Source organism: Nodosilinea sp. FACHB-131, assembly GCF_014695395.1.
In the GTDB taxonomy this organism is placed as follows: domain Bacteria; phylum Cyanobacteriota; class Cyanobacteriia; order Phormidesmidales; family Phormidesmidaceae; genus Nodosilinea.
Map to the genome: position 1 here is coordinate 1 of NZ_JACJOF010000028.1, position 20718 is coordinate 20718.

17 protein-coding genes and 1 pseudogene are annotated in these 20718 nt (G+C 59.5%); 8 read left to right on the plus strand and 10 right to left on the minus strand.

The features are described from left to right. Together H6F75_RS19945 and psbC are read left to right on the plus strand one after the other, a co-directional pair. Nucleotides 1-129 (plus strand): annotated as a pseudogene (locus H6F75_RS19945) (photosystem II D2 protein (photosystem q(a) protein)); the annotation flags it as partial. After that, complete coding sequence (psbC, locus tag H6F75_RS19950; RefSeq protein WP_190754212.1) at nt 113-1495, plus strand: photosystem II reaction center protein CP43; 1383 nt, start codon at nt 113-115, stop codon at nt 1493-1495. The pseudogene H6F75_RS19945 and the gene psbC, both read left to right, overlap by 17 nt. Before the next feature lie 137 nt (nt 1496-1632). On the opposite strand, the gene H6F75_RS19955 is transcribed toward psbC, so the two are convergent. Beyond that, the gene (locus tag H6F75_RS19955) at nt 1633-1839 is read right to left on the minus strand and encodes a DUF350 domain-containing protein (protein ID WP_073609451.1); all 207 of its coding nucleotides are present in this window, start codon (nt 1837-1839) and stop codon (nt 1633-1635) included. Nucleotides 1840-2073: 234 nt separating this feature from the next. Here H6F75_RS19955 and H6F75_RS19960 point away from each other — a divergent pair, with 234 nt between their 5' ends. The 4 genes from H6F75_RS19960 to H6F75_RS19975 all read left to right on the plus strand — a co-directional run bounded on the left by H6F75_RS19960 (nt 2074) and on the right by H6F75_RS19975 (nt 5575). Then, a complete protein-coding gene (locus H6F75_RS19960) occupies nt 2074-3078 on the plus strand; it encodes a hypothetical protein (protein WP_190754213.1) in 1005 nt (334 codons plus the stop codon). Then, on the plus strand, nt 3078-3308 hold the full coding sequence (locus H6F75_RS19965) for a hypothetical protein (RefSeq protein WP_190754214.1): 231 nt from the start codon (nt 3078-3080) through the stop codon (nt 3306-3308). The genes H6F75_RS19960 and H6F75_RS19965 overlap by 1 nt, the downstream gene beginning before the upstream one ends. Then, nucleotides 3305-4846 (plus strand): polyamine aminopropyltransferase, encoded by a 1542-nt coding sequence (locus tag H6F75_RS19970; protein WP_190754215.1) that lies wholly within the window; start codon nt 3305-3307, stop codon nt 4844-4846. Before H6F75_RS19965 ends, H6F75_RS19970 begins: the two co-directional genes overlap by 4 nt. A 135-nt stretch (nt 4847-4981) precedes the next feature. Then, a complete protein-coding gene (locus H6F75_RS19975) occupies nt 4982-5575 on the plus strand; it encodes a DUF4178 domain-containing protein (RefSeq protein WP_190754216.1) in 594 nt (197 codons plus the stop codon). Between the two features lie 138 nt (nt 5576-5713). Here H6F75_RS19975 and H6F75_RS19980 read toward each other — a convergent pair whose 3' ends face one another. The 8 genes from H6F75_RS19980 to H6F75_RS20015 all read right to left on the minus strand — a co-directional run bounded on the left by H6F75_RS19980 (nt 5714) and on the right by H6F75_RS20015 (nt 16661). Then, complete coding sequence (locus H6F75_RS19980; protein WP_190754217.1) at nt 5714-5956, minus strand: DUF6761 family protein; 243 nt, start codon at nt 5954-5956, stop codon at nt 5714-5716. 177 nt (nt 5957-6133) lie between these two features. After that, a complete protein-coding gene (hpsP, locus tag H6F75_RS19985) occupies nt 6134-7345 on the minus strand; it encodes a hormogonium polysaccharide biosynthesis glycosyltransferase HpsP (RefSeq protein WP_190754218.1) in 1212 nt (403 codons plus the stop codon). Between the two features lie 116 nt (nt 7346-7461). Continuing rightward, on the minus strand, nt 7462-8652 hold the full coding sequence (gene hpsO, locus H6F75_RS19990; RefSeq protein WP_190754219.1) for a hormogonium polysaccharide biosynthesis glycosyltransferase HpsO: 1191 nt from the start codon (nt 8650-8652) through the stop codon (nt 7462-7464). 167 nt (nt 8653-8819) lie between these two features. After that, nucleotides 8820-9092 (minus strand): DUF3253 domain-containing protein, encoded by a 273-nt coding sequence (locus tag H6F75_RS19995; RefSeq protein ID WP_190754220.1) that lies wholly within the window; start codon nt 9090-9092, stop codon nt 8820-8822. Then, nucleotides 9089-9955 carry an alpha/beta hydrolase gene (locus H6F75_RS20000; protein ID WP_190754221.1) on the minus strand — a complete coding sequence of 289 codons (867 nt, stop codon included), beginning with the start codon at nt 9953-9955 and terminating at the stop codon, nt 9089-9091. The genes H6F75_RS19995 and H6F75_RS20000 overlap by 4 nt, the downstream gene beginning before the upstream one ends. Nucleotides 9956-10136: 181 nt before the next feature. Then, nucleotides 10137-10631, minus strand: a complete 495-nt coding sequence (locus H6F75_RS20005; RefSeq protein ID WP_190754222.1) for a histidine phosphatase family protein — start codon at nt 10629-10631, stop codon at nt 10137-10139. Between the two features lie 95 nt (nt 10632-10726). Beyond that, nucleotides 10727-12880: a Tex family protein gene (locus tag H6F75_RS20010; RefSeq protein ID WP_190754223.1), complete on the minus strand. Its 2154-nt coding sequence runs from the start codon at nt 12878-12880 to the stop codon at nt 10727-10729. A 115-nt stretch (nt 12881-12995) separates the two neighbouring features. Next, nucleotides 12996-16661 (minus strand): NACHT domain-containing protein, encoded by a 3666-nt coding sequence (locus tag H6F75_RS20015; protein WP_190754224.1) that lies wholly within the window; start codon nt 16659-16661, stop codon nt 12996-12998. Nucleotides 16662-17075: 414 nt separating this feature from the next. On the opposite strand from H6F75_RS20015, the gene H6F75_RS20020 reads away from it, so the two are divergent. Together H6F75_RS20020 and H6F75_RS20025 are read left to right on the plus strand one after the other, a co-directional pair. Continuing rightward, nucleotides 17076-17996: an ATP-binding cassette domain-containing protein gene (locus tag H6F75_RS20020; protein WP_190754225.1), complete on the plus strand. Its 921-nt coding sequence runs from the start codon at nt 17076-17078 to the stop codon at nt 17994-17996. Then, the gene (locus H6F75_RS20025; protein WP_190754226.1) at nt 17993-18772 is read left to right on the plus strand and encodes an ABC transporter permease; all 780 of its coding nucleotides are present in this window, start codon (nt 17993-17995) and stop codon (nt 18770-18772) included. The genes H6F75_RS20020 and H6F75_RS20025 overlap by 4 nt, the downstream gene beginning before the upstream one ends. A 131-nt stretch (nt 18773-18903) precedes the next feature. On the opposite strand, the gene H6F75_RS20030 is transcribed toward H6F75_RS20025, so the two are convergent. After that, complete coding sequence (locus H6F75_RS20030; RefSeq protein WP_190754227.1) at nt 18904-20700, minus strand: NAD+ synthase; 1797 nt, start codon at nt 20698-20700, stop codon at nt 18904-18906. Between the last annotated feature and the right edge of the window lie 18 nt (nt 20701-20718).

A 20718-nucleotide genomic window follows, 5' to 3' on the forward strand; every position in this document is an offset into this window, starting at 1 on the left:
TTTGAGACCTTCTACACCAAGAACATCTTGCTGAACGAAGGCATTCGGGCTTGGATGGCACCGACTGACCAGCCCCATGAGAAGTTTGTATTCCCCGAAGAGGTACTCCCCCGTGGTAACGCTCTCTAGCAACTCGTATATTGCTGGGCGCGACCAAGAATCCACCGGCTTTGCCTGGTGGTCTGGTAACGCTCGTTTGATCAACCTATCCGGCAAGCTGTTGGGTGCCCACGTGGCCCACTCTGGTCTGATTGTGTTCTGGGCCGGGGCTATGACCCTGTTTGAAGTAGCCCACTTCGTTCCTGATAAGCCTCTGTATGAGCAGGGCTTCATTCTGCTCCCTCACCTAGCCACTCTGGGCTGGGGCGTAGGGCCCGGTGGTGAAGTGATCAACACTTTCCCCTACTTCGTTATCGGTGTGCTGCACCTGATTTCGTCGGCAGTGCTGGGCCTTGGTGGTATCTACCACGCCCTGCGCGGTCCCGAGGTGTTGGAAGAGTACTCTTCCTTCTTCGGCTACGACTGGAAAGACAAGAACCAGATGACCAACATCATCGGCTACCACCTCATCCTGCTGGGTTGCGGTGCGCTGCTGCTGGTTCTGAAGGCTTGCGTGTTCGGTGGTGTCTATGACACTTGGGCGCCGGGCGGTGGCGATGTTCGTATCATCACCAACCCGACTCTGAACCCCGCCGTTATTTTTGGCTACCTGGTGGGTTCTCCCTTTGGTGGCGACGGCTGGATCGTCGGCGTCAACAACATGGAAGACATCATCGGCGGCCACATTTGGGTTGGCCTGATCTGCATTGCTGGCGGCATTTGGCACATTCTCACCAAGCCTTTCGGCTGGGCCCGTCGTGCTTTGATCTGGTCTGGTGAGGCCTACCTGTCGTACAGCCTGGGCGCTCTGTCCCTGATGGGCTTTATCGCCTCCTGCTACGTGTGGTTCAACAACACGGCCTATCCTTCTGAGTTCTACGGTCCCACCAACGCTGAGTCTTCTCAGGCCCAGGCGATGACCTTCCTGGTGCGCGACATGCGCCTGGGTGCTAACATCGGTGCGGCCCAAGGCCCCACTGGTCTGGGTAAGTACCTGATGCGCTCCCCCACTGGTGAGATCATCTTTGGTGGTGAAACCATGCGCTTTTGGGACTTCCAAGGTCCTTGGTTGGAGCCCCTGCGTGGCCCCAACGGCCTTGACCTCGATAAGCTGACCAATGATATCCAAGATTGGCAGGTGCGTCGCGCGGCTGAGTATATGACTCACGCGCCCAACGCCTCGATCAACTCGGTGGGCGGTGTGATCACGGAAATCAACTCTGTGAACTTCGTGAACCCCCGCCAGTGGCTGTCGACCTCTCACTTCGTACTGGGCTTCTTCTTCCTGATTGGCCACCTCTGGCATGCTGGTCGCGCTCGCGCGGCTGAGGCAGGCTTCGAGAAGGGTATCGATCGCGAAACTGAACCCGTGCTCGCTATGGGCGACCTCGACTAAGGTTGAGGCTAAGCCCTCTCGGGCTGAACTAAAAAGCTCCTGCCTTAGGGCAGGAGCTTTTTTTCTGGTTTATAGAAAGAAGTTATGAGATTTTCGCTTGCTCTTTTTTGAAAAACGGAGGGTTGGCTAGCGATCGCTTAGGTCATAATTACCGCAATGATGATGGCAGCCAGCGCCACAATCACGGCTGCCAGTAAAATGCCAGCGGCAATGTTGCCCCGACGGATTTCGGTTTGGTAGTCGATGGGGTCGAGGAGATCGAACAGCCGCACTCCACCGTAAAACAGGAGCACGGCAAGGAATGTCCACCCGACTGTGGCAAGGGCATCCTGAATAATGGGCACGGGTGCAAGCTCCTAAAAAAATTTCCCCTAGCCTACCGAATTGCTTGGTCTAGCAACGACCTAGTGAAGAATATTAAAGCCTAGTGGGCAATTGTCTCTCAAATTGCGAGGGTATAATTTGAGTCCTTCCAATTTCATCTATTTTGATTGAGGCAATTCTTTAGAAGACAATGCCCAAACCTAAACAGAGCCTAAGCTGGGCAATCAGCGACGGACTAAAGGGTATGCGCGTTCATGCCCAGTAAGATTCAACCGTTGGTGACAACGCAATTTACTGAGCGATCGCCGTTGATGGCGCTAGGGGCTCTGGGACTGTTGGGGATAGCGTTGCTGATCGCTCCTTTTTTTCGCCGTCAGCTGTTGAGTACTGGTGTCTACGTGGGGCCAGAAGAGACGGTTCAATTGGACCCGGTGCAGCCCCGCAAAGGGGCAATTGGAGCATTGCGAATCGATGTCGAAGCCCAATTGCCTAGCAATGCCTGGAGCGTGTTTGAAGTGCAGGTGCTTGACAGCCAAGGCAATGTGCTGGCCTCAGCCATTAAGCAAGTGTGGAATGAGTCGGGCACCTGGCAAGAGGAGGGAGAATCGGGCGTCTGGCAGGAGCAGGACCAGGCTGGGCGGTTTGATATTCGGCAGGCCGCGATCGATGGGCCGGTGGTAGTGGCGATTTCGGTGCTGGAGCAGGGCAGCAGTACCGGGCAGCCCCTAGATAGTCCTGTGGTCTATCGCGTCACGGTGGCGGAGGGCGTGATCGACCACCGGTTTTTGTGGAGTGGGGCAATTGGGGTATTGCTAGTGGCGGCTTTGACAACGATTGCCGTCAAAGCCGCCGGGCAAACCGTCATAAGTGAGCAGATCAACGATAGCGATTTGGTGGGGCGCGGCACTCTGGGCGGTCCCAATACACTGCTGCGGGTGATCATTACTGTGGTCTCCGATGAAACCTCGCCCTCCAAGCTGACCGCTAATCTCGCCATCAACGACAGCTACGGCGAGTCTGTATACCGCCGTGAGGTGGTCATACCGCTGTCGATTCGGCGAGAGGAGGGCAAGGTGGAGAGTGCCAGGGGCTCCGCCAGCGTCGATCTAATTTTGGACCCCAGGGGCTCCTACGGGTTCTCGGTCGCCATTACCCCCGATGGCCCAGTCGATCACACCTTTTTGACGGTGAAGGAGGGCATTCGCACCCTCACTCCCACCGCGATTACCTACATTCAGCCCTCGACGGAACCTGCCTAATGTTGCCAAAACTCGCTGCCCTGGGTGCCTTTGCGATCGCGATTTTGGCGATCGTCGGTAGCTACGGCCAAATGTCGGCGCTGCGATTGGGGCAGCAGAGCCAGCCGCTATATTGGCCGCACCGCAGCACCCGTCTGTCTGGCCTGCGCACCAACAATACCTGGAAGCCCTCGCCCAACCGCAGCGCCTACGAGGGCTTCCAGGGGGGAGGCATCGGAGTCGGTAAGTGACTGCCACCCCCCTCACTCCGCACCAAGTGCGCTGGCTACTGGCGGCGGCAGCGGTGTCGTCGAGCTGTGCCCTGGCGGCAGAGCTACTGCTGGGTACTCTGGCCAGTTACCTGGTCGGCAACCAAGCGCTAGCTTACGGGGTGGCGATCGGGGGTTTTTTAGCCGCGATGGGGCTAGGGGCCTACCTGAGCCGCTTTATTGCCCCCGAAGCTTCCTCAGACCGGGTGCAGACCGTTTTGCTGACCCGTTTTTTTCAGGTGGAGCTGCTGGTCGCTCCGCTGACGGCCCTGCTGCCCCTGGGGTTGTTTGCCCTCTTTGCCGTAGATGGTCCCCTGTGGCTAGGGCTGCTGCTGGCCGCGCTGCTGCTGGGCGTGCTGGCCGGCATCGAGGTGCCCCTGCTGACCCGACTGATCGAGCTCGACACCGGGGTGCGAGAGGCGCTAGCGAAGGTACTGGCCCTAGACTATGTCGGCGCGCTGGTGGGTTCTCTGCTGTTTCCGGTTTTGCTGCTGCCGCTGCTGGGGCTGTTTCCCTCGGCGGTGCTAATTGGGGCGGCCCCGGCCTGGATGGTGTACGGCATGGGAGGCAGTTTTCCGCAGATGCGTCCCTGGCGACGGCGAGGGCTGGGGGTGGGGCTAGCGCTGCTGCTGTTTACGCCCCTGGCTCTGCCCCTGAGCAACCAGCTCGAAAATAGCCTCTACGCAGCTCCGATCATCAATCGGCAGCAGTCGCCCTACCAACGCATTGTGCTGACTCGGTTTGGGCCAGATGTAAGGCTGTTTCTCAATGGCGACTTGCAGATGTCTACCCTAGACGAGTACCGCTACCACGAGTCTTTGGTGCATCCGGCCCTGGCGACCCAGGTCAATCCTCAGCGCATTTTGCTGTTGGGGGCCGGCGATGGTATGGCTCTACGGGAAATTCTCAAATGGCCGCAGCTAGAATCGGTGCTGGTGATTGAGCTAGATGCGCAACTGCTGGAGCTGGCACGGCGCTACCCGGCCCTGGCCCTAGCCAATGGCCACGCCTTTGACGACCCCCGAGTGACGGTGCGCTACGGCGATGCTTTTAAGCTGGTGGCGGCCCTCGACCAAACCTTTGATGTGATTGTGGCGGATTTTCCTGACCCGGATGTGGATGCGATCGCCAAACTCTACAGCCTGGGGTTTTACCAGCAAATTCGCCAGCACCTCAGCCCGGCGGGGGTCTTTGTCACCCAAGCCTCCAGCCCGTTTTTTGCCCCTAAAGCCTTCGCCTGCATCGCCACCACCCTAGCCGCCGCCGCCTTCAAAACCTACCCCTATACCGTCAGCGTGCCCAGCTTTGGCCCCTGGGGGTTTGTGCTGGCCAGCCAAGTCGAGCTTGCCCCAGCAACGCTGACTTTGCCTGTAGTCACTCGTTTTCTCACGCCTCAACTGCTGCCAACGCTGTTTGTGTTGCCGGGGGACATTCGCCTCGATGCCGTGCAGGTCAATCGACTCAGTCACCCGGTAATTGTGCGCTACCAAAATGACCCTCGATGGACTTTATATGATTGAGCTAAGTTTGAGGTGCGCGACTAAACCGCCAGGGTTGAACGCTCAATCTCCTTAGCGGGCGAACCTTTGAGTATTTGCTCCAGTCCCCGAGTCCTTTTTAATTCTAAGTTGCCAAATGTGTAGGGCGTTGTCGTCATGTCTCTCTCTGTTCTATGGATTCTCATTTTTCTAGTTCTTCTGGTGGCGGCGGCAGGACTGTGGTGGTCTGCTCAGCGGCGATCGCTGCCCACCCGAGAGACCTCTCGCCACCTAACTGACCAGCCCTCCGTGTTTGAGCTACAAATTGGCGATATTGTGCAGCACATGGGCCAAGACTGGGTAGTGGAAGGCAAGCTGATTTACCAGGAGGGAGGTTTCTCTTGGCTAGAGTACATGCTGCAAGATGGTGACGAGATTCGCTGGCTGGCCGTCGAAGAAGACGACTGGGTGACGGTGGCGCTGCTGGCTCCAGTTAACTCTTTAGAGGTCAGCGCTGCGCCCCCACAGGAATTGGTCTACAACGGCGACACCTACCACCGCCGAGAAACAGGCCTGGCTACCATGCGCCGCGAGGGTAACCCCCGTCGTCCCGAGGCGGAAACCTGCCGCTATTTTGACTACGAAGGCCCCGATCAAAAAGTGCTGTCAGTTGAAGATTGGGACGGCAACCTGGAGGTCACAGCGGGTGTCGTCATTGCACCGCGATCGCTCGTCATTTTGCCCGGCGAAGGGCGCAGTGTTTACCAATAAACTAGCTTGTTCTCTCACTGATCAAACCCTAAGCATGCCAACCCCACGGCTTGTAGTGATTGCCAAAGAGCGCGCTGCTAAGGAGATGGCGATCGCTGCAACGTCCCAGTTCAAAACGCTATAGAGTGATGTCGAAGATTAGTAAATTTCGGGCTCTGGCAGAGGGACAACAAAATTAGAGGGGTCGTTGAGATAGCGAATGGTGTCTTCTTCGAGGCGGTGAATCAGATAGGGCTCGAGGGAGTCAGAGTGGCGGAGGGCCGCCAAATAGCCTTCAAGGTAAAGACGCAGCTCGCTGGTGCGATAGCCTCGGTTCCACTGGTCGACGAAGGCATCGGTAATCCGTTGATAGTACCGAATAGCTTTGGCATCCTGAAGCATGGGAGGTAGACCTATAAACTCGACAGTGGTTAGGGGTAGATCTCGCTCTGTAGTTAAAATTTTCCCCTAAGGGGTGAAAAACCTGATGAGTTTCTTAACGTACTGTTATACGTATCTTTATACACCGTTTCCCCGAGGGCAGGAAGTGCGGGTTATGACACTAGCCAAAGTAGGTTACTAAGGGAACAGAGCTTGGGAGTTAGCTAGGGGCTTGGGCAGAACGGTGTGGTAAGCGGCTAGGGTTTGATGGGCGATCGCATCCCAGTCGTAATATTCCCTAGCATAGGCCCTAGCCCGCTGCCCCCGCAGCTGCCGTTGGGCAGAATCTTTTAAGGCCTCAGCTAAGGCCTGAGTGACCCCGTCTAGGCTCAAGTCGCACACCCAGCCGCTGCCGCTGGCAACGATATCGGGCCAGATGTAGACCCCCTTAGACACGACCACCGGCACCCCTGCCGCCATGGCCTCAGCTACAGCAATGCCAAAGTTCTCATAGTAAGAGGGCAGCACAAACACGTCGGCAGCTTGCAGAAGGGCGGCTTTGGCATCGCCGGTAACAAACCCCGTGAGCGTAGTGCGATCGCCCAGAGGAGTGGTCCGCAGGCGATCGCCAATGGCCTGCTCGTAGGCCGGATCCTGAGGATTTCCCCCCGCTAGCACCAAATGAAACGCCATGCCTTGGGCCGTGAGCTGTTCCAGAGCCGGCAGCAGCAAATCGAGCCCCTTCTTAGGATCTAGGCGGGAGAGGTAGAGCAGGAGGGGACGATCCTGAGGGATCTTCATCTGTGTCAAAGTTCTCCGGCATTCAACCTCTGCCAACAGTTTTGGCGGCTGCACTCCCAGCGGTATTACCCAATCTTCAGCGCTGGCTCCAAACCGGTGGGAGACCTCGGCCTCGATCGGGCTGGTAAAGTGTAGCGCCGCCGCCCCAGCAATATTGGGGGCTTCAAACAGCCGGCCGTAGATTTGCTTGAGGCGCTTTTTTTTCTGTAAATCTGCTGGGTCGAGGGTGCCCAGGGGACGCAGCACGTAGGGAAGATTGCGATCGCGCGCCACCGTTGCCGCCGCCGTGCTCAGGGGCGAAAACAACGCGTGAATGTGGGCCAGGTCAAATTCGTGAGCATGTTGGTAGAGCCAAGCCAAAAGCCCCGCTGAGAACTTATACCGCCGCCAGGGCGAACAGGCAAAGTAGCGCACCGTGTAGTTCTCTTCCTGCACCGGTACGCCTAGGGGAACCGCCAGCGGTGACTGACCCGAATCACCATTGGCATTGGTGGTGAGAATCGTCACCTCCGCCCCCGCCGCTGCCAAACCCTGGGCAAAGCCGCGCACCATCTGGCTGGGGCCGCCGTAGATGAGGGAGATGGAGGGGACGATTTGGAGAACGCGCATGGGGGGAGGGAGTGGAGATTGGGGGCGAGGGGAGCGGGGGGATGAGTTCAAAATTCAAAGTGCAAAATTTTGAATTCTCAATTTTGAATTTTGCACTTTGTCACCCATCTCCCATTTCACCTCCCTTCCTCTTCACCCGCGCCAATTTCCCGGTAAAACTCCAGCAGCTGCTTCGCCAGCGCTCGGTTCGTATAGTGGCTCATGGCGCGGTGATAGCCCGCCTCTGCGAGGAACTGTCGCTGTTCGGGCTGCTCGATCAGCAGGCGCAGACGGTCGGCGAGGGCAGGGGCATCGCCTTCGGGAAAGACGAGACCAGCTTGATCAATAACGTGGGGAATTTCGCCGGAGTCGGAGCCGATCACCGGGACGGCGCAGGCCATGGCTTCGATCAGCACGTGGCCGAACTGTTCTTTCCAGCCTTTGGCGGTGAGAGTTTGAAACTTGTCGGTGGTTTCGGAGGGCAGCACTAGGGTGTGCATGAGGTTGATGTAGTCGGGTACCTGGTCGTGGGGAATGCCGGTCACCCAGCGGAGGCGATCGCCGATGCCCAACCCATCAGCCTTAGCCTGAATGGTATCGCGCAACTCTCCCCGACCCACCAGTAGCCACACCCAGGGCTGAGGCTGGTCTCGCAGAGTCGCCAAGGCAGCGCAAAGCGTAAGCAGTCCCTTTTCTTCGACAAAGCGACCGCAATAGCCCACCACAAAGGCATCGTTGGGAATGGCGAGCAACTGGGCCAACTCTGGCTGAGGCTGAGGCCGGAACAGGGTTTCATCGACACCGAGCTGAGGCATCACCTGGTAGGGGGCAGTGTAGCCGCGATCGCGCAGAATATCGGCCCCGTCCTGGTTGCCCACCACCAAACCGTGGGTATGCCGCAGGTTATAAGCTTCGAGGGCAGAGATAGGGAATTTGACCTGGTAGGGCAAGTTCCACCAGGTGAAAAAGACGTTTTTGGCCCTCAGACCCAGCAGGCGGTTGAGGGTAATGGTTTGAGCATAGGCCAACGCTTTAGCCCCCTGCTCAACCTGAATCACCTGGGGCCGAAACTTCTGCAGCAAGCTAATCAGGTCGGGGCCAAAGGTGAGCAATCCCTGGTTGTTTTGGCTGAGATTGCTGAGGGGCTGCACCCGAAAGTTGCCCGATTGGAAGGGCTCAGAAACAATCAGCCGGTTTTGCACGCCGCCGGGCTGCCAGCGCCGAGGAACGCCTACCACCACCTCCATCTGTGGGGACTGGGCCAGGGCGCGCAGCTTTTCGCGGTTGAGGTCAACGATATAGGTGTGGCTGAGCACGAGCACGCGCATGGTTGGCAGACATCCACAAAGGGCACCTCTAGGTTGCCCAAGGGGCGCTCAGGGGTTGCACTGGGCAACAGAATCAGACAGCGGGCAATACTCAAACGCAGGTGTCAAGCATTGTCGCCAGAGCTGACCCTATGCCTTTTACTCGTCACTATCCGAAAACTATTTCCTCAACCCTCTCGCTCGCCTGCTGCACCACTGGCCTGGCCGTAGCGGATCGGTCCCCTGGCCGTTTTAGGGTCGACCACTTGCCCTTGCTGTCGGACAACTATCTCCCCCTCGGCCACTAGCTCAGCTCCAACTTCACGAACAGCGGGCATCAGTTCGCGCCAGTTTTCAGGGCTAAGGGTGCGAGCGACTTCGGAGGGGCAAATCGTTTTGTCGGGGCTGCGCTGGGCAAGCAAACCGAGCAGGGTGGTCCGCAGGTCTGCAGAAACGGTCATGGCTCTAGGGCGAGGAATTCGTCCATAAAAGCGTTGACCTGGTGGGAGCGCTCCTGCTGCACCCAGTGACTGCAATGGGGAATGTAGCGTAGCCGCAGATGGCGTACGTAGTCTTCGGTACCAAAGGAGAGTTCTTTCCCTAGGGCCGCGTCGGCTTCGCCCCAGATCAGCAGGGTGGGCACTTCGAGAATGCCCCAGGGTTGCCACTGGGGGCCGCTATAGCTCAAAGCTCGGTAGTAGTTGACCATGGCGGTGAGGGCACCAGGTTTGGCGGCGGCGGTTTTGTAGGCTTGCAGATCGGCGTCGCTAAAGGTGTTTTTGTCGATCGCCATGCCCCGCAGCATTTGCTCGATCGCCCAGTAGTCACCTGCCTGCAACAGGAGTTCGGGCAGCAGCGGTAGCTGAAAGGCTCCGATATACCAACTGCGTAATAGCTGCTGAGGATGGCGCAGCCCCTCGGCAAACTTAGCTGGGTGAGGGATATTCATCACGATCAGCGACTCGAGCAGCTTAGGGTGGGCGTAGGCAAAGGCCCAGGCGATCGCGCCCCCCCAGTCGTGCCCTACCAGCACCGCTCGGTCATAGCCCAGAGCGGCAATGACCCCCCGCACATCCTCCACCAAAACATCCAGGCGATAGGCATCAACACCTGAAGGCTTGTCGCTGTCGTTGTAGCCCCGCAGGTCTAGGGCGACGCAGGTATAGTGGGCCGCAAAATGGTCGAGCTGGTGTCGCCAAGAGTACCAAAATTCTGGAAAGCCGTGCAAAAACAGCATCAGCGGCCCTTGGCCCTGGTGAACGTAGTGCAGGTGCAGGCCGTTGGTTTGGAGAAACCCGTGCTGTCTGCTGACGGTTGCGGTCATGGCACCACCGGGTTTGACGTCTCCTTCACTATACCGAGAACCCCCAGGGCCGGGGGTAGCCCCTTGACTGAAATTGGGGCTCCAGGTCTATGTCCAAATATCTGTAGGAATGGTCGTTATAGAGGCAAAGAGTTGAAGGCTGATAGCCAGTCTGCAACCGTGGCCATCATCAGGCAGCGCCCTAGGTAAACAGCCTAGGGGGCAGCAGCCACAGCAGGGTGCCTCGACCATAGTCAATCTGAGCCCAGGTGGCGATCTCAAACTCAAGGCAAACCATCGCCGCGGTGGGCATGGCTACGGTGCCACCACCCAAAAAAAACGAAGCTGCGTCAGACCAAGTCGGCTGATGACCCACCAGCATGAGCGATCGGTGGTGGTCTGGCACCGCGTGAATCACCTGTAGCACCTGGTCGATCGAGGCTTCGTAGAGGTCGTCAGTCACGCTTGTGGGGCAGGGCCAGTGGCCGGCCGCCATGGCAATCTCCAAGGTGGTACGGGCTCGCACCGCCGACGAGGTAATGGCCAGATCGGGCACTTTGCCCGCCGCCGCCAGCAGCTTGCCCATGGTTTTAGCAGCGGCAATGCCGCGCTCGGCGACGGGGCGATCGCGATCGCGCCCGGTACCCACATTCCAGTCAGATTTGCCGTGGCGAAAGAGAATTAGCTGCTTGGTCATGGTAGGGGTCGATCGTGGCTCCAGGGCAATGTGCCCTTGATCACCTTAGGGGATCGCCCGGGGGGAATCAATGTTGCCCCCAGTTTTCTCCAGCTTTAGGAGGCGGCCCGCATCGATAGCCCGATGCGCTTGAGCTTGACATCCACCTCCATCACCCGCACCGTCACCACTTGGCCCACTTTCACAATCTCGTTGGGGTCACTGACAAAGCGATCGGCCATCTGAGAAATATGCACCAGCCCATCCTGGTGCACCCCCACATCCACAAACGCGCCGAAGTTGGTGACGTTTGTGACTACCCCCTCCAGCGTTATCCCCGGCTTCAGGTCAGTAATTTCGTTGATGCCGTCCTGAAAACGGGCGTAGGCAAACTGCTCACGGGGGTCGCGGCCGGGCTTTTCTAGCTCCTGCAAAATGTCGCGCAGGGTGAGTTCTCCGGCCTCGGCGGTGGTGTATTTTTTGATATCGAGGCGCTTCAGGCGATCGGCGGCTTTAGAAATTTGCGCTAGAGGAAGGGAGAGATCGGCGGCGATCGCATCCACAATGCCGTAGCTCTCGGGATGCACCGCCGTGTTGTCGAGCGGGTTTTTGCCGTTGCGAATGCGCAGGAACCCCGCCGCCTGCTCAAAGGCCTTGGGCCCCAGCTTTTTTACCTTCAGCAGTTCCCGCCGCGACTGAAACGCGCCGTTGGCATCGCGAAACTCGACGATGTTATTGGCCACCGCTGGGGTCAACCCCGACACGTAGGTCAGCAGTTCGCGGGAGGCCATGTTTAGATCCACCCCGACGTAGTTGACGCAGCTCTCGATGGTGTCATCGAGCTTTTGCTTCAGCCGCTTTTGATCGACATCGTGCTGGTACTGGCCCACACCAATCGATTTGGGGTCGATCTTGACCAGCTCCGCCAGGGGGTCTTGCAGCCGTCGGGCAATGCTGATTGCCCCCCGCACCGTCACGTCCAGGTTGGGGAATTCTGCCGCCGCCACCTCGCTGGCCGAGTAGATCGAGGCTCCCGACTCATTCACCAGCACTTTCACCGGAGGATTCGACAAAGTCTTCAGAACTTCCCCCACAAAGGCATCGGTTTCGCGGCTGGCGGTGCCGTTGCCGATCGCAATCAGCTCGATTTTGTGCTTACGAATCATCCCCGCCAGGGTCTGAGCCGCCTGCTGCCGCTGGTTTTGGGACTGGTGGGGAAACACCGCCTGGTATTCCAAAAACTTGCCGGTGCTATCCACCGCCGCCACCTTGCAGCCGGTGCGAAAGCCAGGGTCGACCCCCAGGGTGGGCTTCATGCCTGCCGGGGGCGACAGCAGCAGGTTTTTCAGGTTGGCCTCAAAGTTTTGAATCGACACTTCGTCAGCCCAAGCCTTTTTCTCGGCCATCACCTCGCTGGTCAGCGACGGCTTCATCAACCGGCTATAGGCATCCTGAATTACCCCCCGGTAGAACTGGCGCACCTCGGCTACAGGGGTCTTCACCACCCGCTTCTCGAGGGTTTGCAGCATGGGGTCGGGCTCTACCTCTAGCCCTACCTTGAGAATGCCTTCGCGATCGCCCCGCAGCAGCGCCAGCAGATTGTGGGAGGCAATGGAGCGCGCCGGAGCCTGGTAAGCCCGATACATCTCATACTTGGTGCTGCCCTCGGGGTAGCCTTTTTTGATGCTGGCGGTGAACTGGCCGTGGGTAAGGAGGCGATCGCGCACATACCGCCGTAGCTCTGCCCGTTCCGCCACCTGCTCCGCCAAAATATCCGCCGCCCCCTGGAGGGCTTCATCGGTAGACTGAACCCCTTTGGCTGGGTTCACAAACGCCTCCGCTTCCTGGAGCAAAACCGCCCGTCTGCCCGTTTTATTCAGCTCCTCAATTTTTTGGGCCAGCGGCTCTAGCCCCTTTTCCTTCGCCATGGTGGCGCGGGTGCGGCGCTTGGGCCGGTAGGGCAGGTAGAGATCTTCTAGCTCCGTCTTTTGCTGACAGGCGAGAATTGCGGTTTTTAGGGCCTCCGTGAGCTTGCCCTGGGACTGAATTTCGCACAGCACCGTCTGCCGCCGATCCTCAAGCTCCGTTAGGTACTGGTGTCGTTCAGCAATCTGCCGTAGCTGCACCTCATCTAAATCCCCCGTGCGCTCTTTGCGGTAGCGAGCCACAAAGGGCACCGTCGCCCCTTCGGCAAACAGGTCTAAGGTGGCCTCGACCTGAGTAGGGCGAATCTCAAGTTCGGCGGCAATGATGGTAGCGATCGGGGTCATGGGAACGGCAACTGAGGCAATTACAGTCCTCCATTGTAGATGTGGCCTGAACAGCTCAAGGAAAGTAGGGCGCTGGTACTGGTTGCAACAGCTAGCTCAACCCCCGGGATAGCTATTAGTAGCTGACGATCGCACCCAGGGATTTCAGCATCCGCTCTTCGGTATCGGATAGGCCCGTAGCCCCACAAATGTTGACGCCTTCGTAGGGGCGATCGGGGCGAAGGGTCTGCTGGCACAGGCCCGTCGCCAGATCCCACACGCGAATTTCGTCGTCCTGGCTGGCGGTGATCAGATGGGTGCCGCTGGAGCAACCCGAGACTTGCCAGATATCTTGGCTGTGGCCCTTGAGAGTATGACGGCACTGGTTGGTTTTAACATCCCACACCTCGACCTGGGCGTTTTGGCTAGTCAGCGCCAAAATGTCTCCCGCCGGACCCAGGGTGACCCCTTGCAGCCACTGCTCTGCGGGGTGTTGCCACTGGCCGAGACAGCCATTTTGCTGCCCCAGCTGCCACCAGCGCACGGTGCCGTCATGGCTGGCGCTGGCCAGTCTCTCACCCTGGGCCGCAAGACTGTATACCTGACTTTGATGGCCAGTCAAAATGAGACGATCAGAGCCCAGGGTACCTTGCTGCCACGACCAAAGGCCAATGGTGCCATCTCTAGCGCCTACTACAATCCAGTTGCCATCGGGGCTAAACAGCAGCGCGGTTGGGCTGTCAGGGGCGTCTTCCAGCTCCCCTACAGCGCTGCCGGTAGTGCAATCCCACACCAAAATGCCGCTGTCGGGGCCGGCGGTGACCAACCATTGGCCATCGGGGCTAAAGCGCAGCAGGGTAGCTGGGGTAGGGTTAGCGACTACCCATTGGCTCTGGCCAGTTGCAATCGACCAGAGACGTAGGGTTTGATCGTCGGCGCTGCTGGCCAACCACTGACCATCGACGCTAAGAGCGACGGTGCGCACCGAGCCGCTGTGGCCCGCCAGGGCACGGGGGCCGATGGCGTAGGGGCTGTGGGCGTTGACCTGCCACAGCCGCAGGTGGGTATCGTCGTGGCCCGTGAGAATGGTGCCGCTATCAGCGCTAGCGCTAAAGGCCAAGCAGCGCACCGGATGCGCCTGACTGAGAAAGCTGCGCCAGCACTGGCCCCGTTTAACGCTCCAGAGTTTGATGGTGTAGTTGCTGCCAGTGACAAAATAGCGGCTGTCGGCGCTAAAGGCCAAGGTCCACACCGGCGCTCCCAGGGATGGCAAAGCATAGCAGAGGCGACGGTTGGGAATATCCCACACCGTGACGGAAAAGTCTTGGCCGCTAGACACCAGGTAGCGCCCGTCAGGGCTGATGGCGAGGGCGGGCAAAGCCTGTACGTCGATGGGCAAAATCCAGCAGGGCAGTCCGGTGGCCAAATTCCAAATGGTCAGGCAGTGGTCGTCACAGCCCGCTGCAAAAGGAATCGGCTGGCAGTCGGGGTCGTTGGGGTCGGGCAAAAAACCCACGGTGCGAATTGCCGCCGTCGATCGCGCCTGGAGATCTTTCAGTAGGGTGCGATCGCCCACATTCCACAGGCAGGCGCGCTGGTCATCGCCACCGCTCACCAGGTGGTCGCCCAAAGCACTGTAGACCAAGCTGTGAATTGCCCCAGTGTGGCCATCTAGACAGCCCTGGCGAAAGCCCGAAGCGACTTCCCACAGGCACAGCCGACCGCTGTCATCGCCGGAGGCCAACTGGCTGCCGTCGGGGCTAAAGGCCAGGGCCCGCACTGGAGCCTGGTGATCGTCCAAAATGTCGGCCTGGTAGGTAGATCCCACTGACCACAGCCAGATTTGCCCGCTTTCGGTGCCCATGGCCAGCAGATCGCCCTGGGGGCTAAAGGCCAGCGATCGAATGCTCTGGCCCTCGTCAAACATCCAGACCAGCTTGCCCCGCTGCAAATCCCACAGCAGCAGTCGACCCTCGTGATCGCCGGTGGCTAGATGCCATCCCTCCTCCAAAGCCGATCCGCGCTGGCCTTGCCGATCTTTAGGACCAACGGGGCTAAAGGCGGCCACCGGATCGCGCCCCAGGGCGGTGGCAAAGGTGGTGTCGCTGAACTGGGCCTGGCTGAAGCTGGCTCCCTGCAGGCTCACCCGCCGCAGATCGCCCTGCCAAATTGCCAGATGAGAAAAATCGGCACCGCTAATGCCTAGGCCCAGATGCTGGCAGAGATGAATGACGTTGCCGGCTCCGTAGCCCGGCTGGCCCACGAGAGGCTGTAGGGCCTTGAGCAGGCGATCGCCCTTAGCGGCCAAGGCTCCATCGGTAGCGTACTGTTGCCGGAGTTCTTCTGCCAAAGGGCTGAGCATAGCCGCTCGCTGACGTTCCTGCACGACCTCCCGGGCGGTCATGGTGACCAGGGCCAACCGCTGGAGCCAGTCAAAGGTTTCGGCCTCTAGCTCCGCGGCCAGCACGCCCTGCAGCCGCTCCAGGACCAGGGCCTGCACCGAGGGGCCTAGGCTCAACACTAACCCACGCCTCTCGGTGGCCTGAGCCTGAACCCAACCACGCCCCAGGGCCGACTGCACCACCATATCGGTCAGGGGTGGCTGCATAGCCCCATTGAGGTCGCTGAGGGTGACTGGCTCCTGGGCCAGGGCTAGCCAGTACAGCAGGGCCCATTCTTCAGCCGGCAGTCGCTCTAGGGCCTGGGTAAAGGTGCGGTGTACGACAACAGGCACGACCGTCTTAGCCGCCTGAAGCAACATCCGGGGCTGACCCTGGTAGACCTCTCGCACCGTCGCCCCTAGCCCCCGCAGCACCAGGGGGTGGCTGCCGTAGCGATCGATTAGCGCTCCCCAGTCGTCAGCGCTCAGGGCGGTCGGGGCCTGAAGCAGAGACCGAGCCGCATCGGTGACCAGATCGCCGAGGACATAATCTCGCACCCGTGGCCCCTGCACCTGGGAAAAATCGGCGGGCTTTTCGCGGCTGACCCAGACTAGACAGCTCTGGTGATGGTGCTCGGCTCCCTGGTGAAAAAAGTGCTGGAGGGCGTCGGTATTCGCTCGGTAGCTGCCTGCTGGTTGCTGAGTCTCAAAGAGCTGCTCTAGACCATCGATAATTAGCAGGACGCGGCGCTGGCCCAGCTGCTCGAGCACCCAGTCTACCTGGGCCTGGGGGGCGATCGCCGCCTGCGGGTCAAGCCAGTGGACGATCGCCCCCAGCACGTCCTGCTCGGTGGCCTCGGCGGTTAAAGCTAGATAGCCGCACTGGTCAACTTGGGGGGCAACGGTGGCGGCGATCGCTGCCGCCACCGTCGTCTTCCCCACCCCTGGCAACCCCCACAGCACCACCGTGCGGCAGCGTTCCGCCAAAATCCATTCGGTCAGGGTCGCCAGATCGGCCTGACGACCGGCGCAGTCGTCCAGGTCAAGACGAGGAGACTCGCGCACCACGAGGGTAGGCAGGGGCAGGGGCGATCGCGGCTCTACCACAATATCTGGGGCCGGTTCAGTCGCCACTGCTCCCTGCACTATCCAGGTGTGCAGCACGTTCTGAATATTGCGCTTCGTAACCCGAACGCCCTGGAGATCGGTATCCACCAGCTCGGTAAGCAGCTGCCAGAGCTTGGGGCCGACGTCTTTTTTGAGATAGTCTTCGGTGTAGCCGGCGGTGGGGGTGGCCATCGCCGCATAGGTCTTATTTTCCCAAGACCCCTTCAGCACCAGACGCTCGACATCCTTCAGCGGTCGTCCCTTGCGCTCCACAGCAACTTGGTTGATGTGTACAGCAATTTTCTCGAAATCCATTGGCAAACCGCCGAGATGCCCCAATTCTGGCCTCAGTCTAACCTGAATTTTTCAGAACTTCGCAGCCGCCGGGCCCAGGGATTTTGGCAAAAAAATTCCCCAGCCCAAGGGCCAGGGAATGATCAGGGTGCATCTACCAGTTCATATTTCTGGGCCAGCCGGGTGAATCAGGATGGTTTGGGAGGGATTTTGCTAGAGTGCCTGGGGGAGGTGGGGAGTAGATGGGTGGGGGGTGGATGGGTAGATGGGTAAGGGGGATCCTATATATCCTTCAGCTTGTAGGTTGGGCAGTGCCCAACATCACCTCGGCCTTGCGTCGGGCAGTCCTTGCCTATCTCCGTAACTTTAGACAGAAGAGAGAGTAGACTTTTGAGCCGCTTGAAACCGTTCAGAGATATTTTTTAGGAGCAAACCGTGTCGGATGCGCTGAACTTAAAGGCCTACGACCTTTGGAAAACCTACGGCGACGAGGCGGTGGTGCAGGGCATTAGCTTCTCCTTGGCGCCGGGTGAGATCGTCGGTCTGCTAGGGCCCAACGGGGCAGGCAAAACCACCACGGTGGGCATGCTGTTTGGCACCGTCATCCCCACGAAGGGGTTTGTGCAGTTTGGCCCCTGGCAGCTGCCGGGGCAGGGGCAGCTGGCCCGCGCCCAAATGGGCATCGTCACCCAGGAAGATAACCTCGACCCCGACTTTACGGTGTTTAAGAATCTCACCCACTTTGCCCACCACTACCGCATTACCGGCGCGGCGGCGCGGCAGCGGGCGGGGGAACTACTGGCCTTGGTCAATCTAGAGCACCGAGCCGAGGCCCAGGTCGATGAGCTGTCAGGCGGCATGAAGCGGAAGCTGGTGCTGGCTCGCGCTCTGCTGAATCGGCCCAAAATTGTGTTTTTAGATGAGCCCACCACTGGCCTCGATCCCGATGCCCGTCAGGATTTTTGGCGGCTGGTGCAGCACCTCAAGGCCAGCGGCTGCGGCATTTTGCTGACCACCCACTATATGGATGAGGCCCAAAGGCTGTGCGATCGCCTCCTTCTCCTCCAGCAGGGCAAAGTGATTGACGAGGGCACCCCTACCGATCTGGTGGCGCGGGTGATTGGCCGTGAGGTGGCCGAGATTGAAGGGGTTGAGGCCCAAATTCTTCAGGATCTAGCGGCCCGCTACGAAACCTGGTATCGGGCCTTTGGCAGCGGTCACTTGATATCGCTGCCCGATCGCGACCCTGAGGTGGTTTGGGGTGCGATCGCTGCCCACCACCCCAGCCGCCTGCTGCGGCGACCCGCCAACTTAGAAGACGTGTTTTTGCGACTTACCGGGAGCGTGCTGGAATGAAGCTGATTACCGCTACCCCTTGGGGGGTGTATTCGGTCTGGTGGCGCCACTTTCAGGTGTATCGCAGCACCTGGTTGGTAAACTGCCTGCCACCCGTCTCTGAGCCAGTGGTGTATCTGCTGGCCTTTGGCTACGGTCTTTCTCCTCTGATTGGCGAGGTGGACTACCTGGGGCAGATGATTCCCTACGCGCGGTTTTTAGCGCCGGGGATGATTGCGATTGGGGTGCTGTTTCAGTCATTTTTTGAGGGGGCCTATAGCAGCTTCATTCGGCTCAATTTTCAAAAGACCTGGCAAGCGCTGCTGACGGCCCCACTGAGCTATACCGATGTGTTTTTGGGCGACTGGGTTTGGGCGGCTACTAAAGGCAGCATTGCCGGCACGATCACCGGGCTGGTTGCGGTGCTGGCCAATCTCTATGACCTCTCTAGCCTAGTGCTGTCGCTGCCGCTGATCGTGCTGGGCAGCCTGCTATTTGGGGCCTTTGGCCTGCTGGTGGCCGGGGCCGTCAATAAGGTTGACCAGGTGAATGTGCCGATTTTTCTGGTGATCATCCCCATGTTTACCCTCTGCGGCACCTACTTTCCGCGCGATACACTGCCGCCGCTGCTGGCCAAGTTTGCCGCGTTTTTGCCTTTGGCTTCCCTGGTCGATCTGCTGCGCTGGCCTTTGGGGTTGCCCCCCTGGTGGCCCCTGCTGCTGCTCTGGCTGATCGGGTGGATGGTGATGATGGCAAGGCTGGCTGCCCTGCGGATTTATCCCAGGTTGTTTAGCTAGCGGAAATCACAGGAGCGTTTTTACCTCACCTCTTGGGGACAGAAACTCAGGCCAAAACGAATGCCGCGCTCGCCTCAGCTCTACCGTTGTTGACCCGAACGGAGCTAACCGCCAACCCAGCTCAAACACCATCAGGCCTCCAACAGTTGCTCAGCAGGCTCCGTCGCCAATTGCTTCACCTCGCTCTTCCAGCGGTTGGCAATGGGCATGCGCCAGCCCAGGCCAAAGGCGCGATCGGTCACCTTGAGCACGGGCGGGGTCTGCCGCCGCTTAAATTCGGCCCGCGACACCAGCCGTAAGACTTTGTCTACCACCGCAGCATCGTGGCCAGCGGCAACCATCTCAGCTACCGACTCGTGGCGCTGCACCAGGCGATCGAGAATATCATCCAGTACATCGTAGGGCGGCAGCGAGTCTTGATCGACCTGGCCGGGCTTGAGTTCGGCACTGGGCGGTTTTTCGAGAATGTTTTGCGGAATCAGGGCGTCAGTCAGGTGGCTAACTCGCTCCGACAGTTCACCCAGAGCCACTGGAGCTACAGAACCAGTGCCGCTGCCCACTTGCCGATTGAGCCACTGGCAGAGGGCGTAAACTCGCGTTTTGGGCACATCAGCAATCACTGCCAGACCACCGTTCATGTCGCCGTAGAGGGTGCAGTAGCCCACCGCCATTTCTGACTTGTTGCCGGTTGACAACAGCAGGTGACCGAACTTATTCGAAACCGCCATCAGCAGGTTGCCGCGAATGCGCGACTGAATGTTTTCTTCGGCAATACCAGGGCTGGTGCCTGCAAAGAGGGGATCGAGCACCTGGTCGTAGTCGGCCATCAGCGGGCCGATCGCGAGGGTTTGGTGGGCAATGCCCAGGGTTTGGGCTAGAGCCAGCGCGTCGGTTACCGAGTGGTCGGAGCTGTAGGGAGAGGGCATGAGAATGCCGAGCACGTTAGCTGGGCCGAGGGCTGCCGCTGCGATCGCCGCCACCAGCGCCGAGTCAATGCCGCCACTAAGGCCAATCACCGCCTTGGAGAAGCCGCACTTGTAGGTGTAGTCACGCACCCCCAGCACCAGGGCCGACCAAATCGCCTCGTTTTCGTCGGCGGGCAGGGGGGCAATGTCTCCAGGACACAGGTCGCGCTGAATGGGGTCATATTCCACCACCGCCAGCCCGGCCTGGTAAGAGGGCAGGCGGGCCACCAAATCGCCCTGGCGGTTGAAGGCCATGCTGGTGCCGTCAAAGATTAAGTCATCGTTGGCCCCCACCTGGTTAGCGTAGAGAATGGGGCAGCGAAACCGAGTGGCGCTGTGGGCCAGCATGGAAGCTCGCAGTTGTGCTTTGTTGAGCGAGTAGGGCGAGGCGGAGAGGTTGATCACTACGTCGACGTGGTCGTCGGCTAGATCCGCGATCGGGTTGCGGGGGTAGCTGCGCCCGCCCCAAAACTCCTCGTCGTTCCACAGGTCTTCGCAGATGGTGACGCCAACCCGCAGGCCCCAGTCGCCCAGGGGAATGGTGAAACTGCTCGGCCCCTGGCCGGGCGCAAAGTAGCGGTGTTCGTCAAAGACGTCGTAGGTGGGCAATAGCTGCTTGTGAAAGACCTGCTGCACTTTGCCGCCCTGGAGCAGAGCGGTGCTATTAAACAGGGGCTTTTCGCCGTGGTAGCGGGCCTTGGGGTTGGCGGCGGCATAGCCCACCAGCACAGCAAGGTGGGGGGGCAGATCGGCGGCCAGGGCATCGAGCGTATGGGCCATGGCCTGAATAAAACTGGGCTGAAGCAGCAGGTCACGGGGTGGATAGCCGCACAGCACCAGCTCGGTGGTGATGAGCACCTGGGCACCTAGGCGATCGGCCTGACGGGCGGCATCGAGCACCTGTTGAGCGTTGTGGGCCAGGTCGCCAATGGTGGGGTTAAGCTGGGCGATCGCAAATTTCATAGGAGTTAATAGATAAAA

Excerpts from the sequence above, each read along its gene's own strand:
- H6F75_RS19960 (WP_190754213.1), top strand. The coding sequence starts at position 2,074 with ATGCCCAGTAAGATTCAACCGTTGGTGACAACGCAATTTACTGAGCGA.
- H6F75_RS19965 (WP_190754214.1), top strand. The coding sequence starts at position 3,078 with ATGTTGCCAAAACTCGCTGCCCTGGGTGCCTTTGCGATCGCGATTTTG.
- H6F75_RS19975 (WP_190754216.1), top strand. The coding sequence starts at position 4,982 with ATGTCTCTCTCTGTTCTATGGATTCTCATTTTTCTAGTTCTTCTGGTG.
- H6F75_RS19980 (WP_190754217.1), bottom strand. The coding sequence starts at position 5,956 with ATGCTTCAGGATGCCAAAGCTATTCGGTACTATCAACGGATTACCGAT.
- hpsP (WP_190754218.1), bottom strand. The coding sequence starts at position 7,345 with ATGCGCGTTCTCCAAATCGTCCCCTCCATCTCCCTCATCTACGGCGGC.
- hpsO (WP_190754219.1), bottom strand. The coding sequence starts at position 8,652 with ATGCGCGTGCTCGTGCTCAGCCACACCTATATCGTTGACCTCAACCGC.
- H6F75_RS19995 (WP_190754220.1), bottom strand. The coding sequence starts at position 9,092 with ATGACCGTTTCTGCAGACCTGCGGACCACCCTGCTCGGTTTGCTTGCC.
- H6F75_RS20000 (WP_190754221.1), bottom strand. The coding sequence starts at position 9,955 with ATGACCGCAACCGTCAGCAGACAGCACGGGTTTCTCCAAACCAACGGC.
- H6F75_RS20005 (WP_190754222.1), bottom strand. The coding sequence starts at position 10,631 with ATGACCAAGCAGCTAATTCTCTTTCGCCACGGCAAATCTGACTGGAAT.
- H6F75_RS20010 (WP_190754223.1), bottom strand. The coding sequence starts at position 12,880 with ATGACCCCGATCGCTACCATCATTGCCGCCGAACTTGAGATTCGCCCT.
- H6F75_RS20015 (WP_190754224.1), bottom strand. The coding sequence starts at position 16,661 with ATGGATTTCGAGAAAATTGCTGTACACATCAACCAAGTTGCTGTGGAG.
- H6F75_RS20025 (WP_190754226.1), top strand. The coding sequence starts at position 17,993 with ATGAAGCTGATTACCGCTACCCCTTGGGGGGTGTATTCGGTCTGGTGG.
- H6F75_RS20030 (WP_190754227.1), bottom strand. The coding sequence starts at position 20,700 with ATGAAATTTGCGATCGCCCAGCTTAACCCCACCATTGGCGACCTGGCC.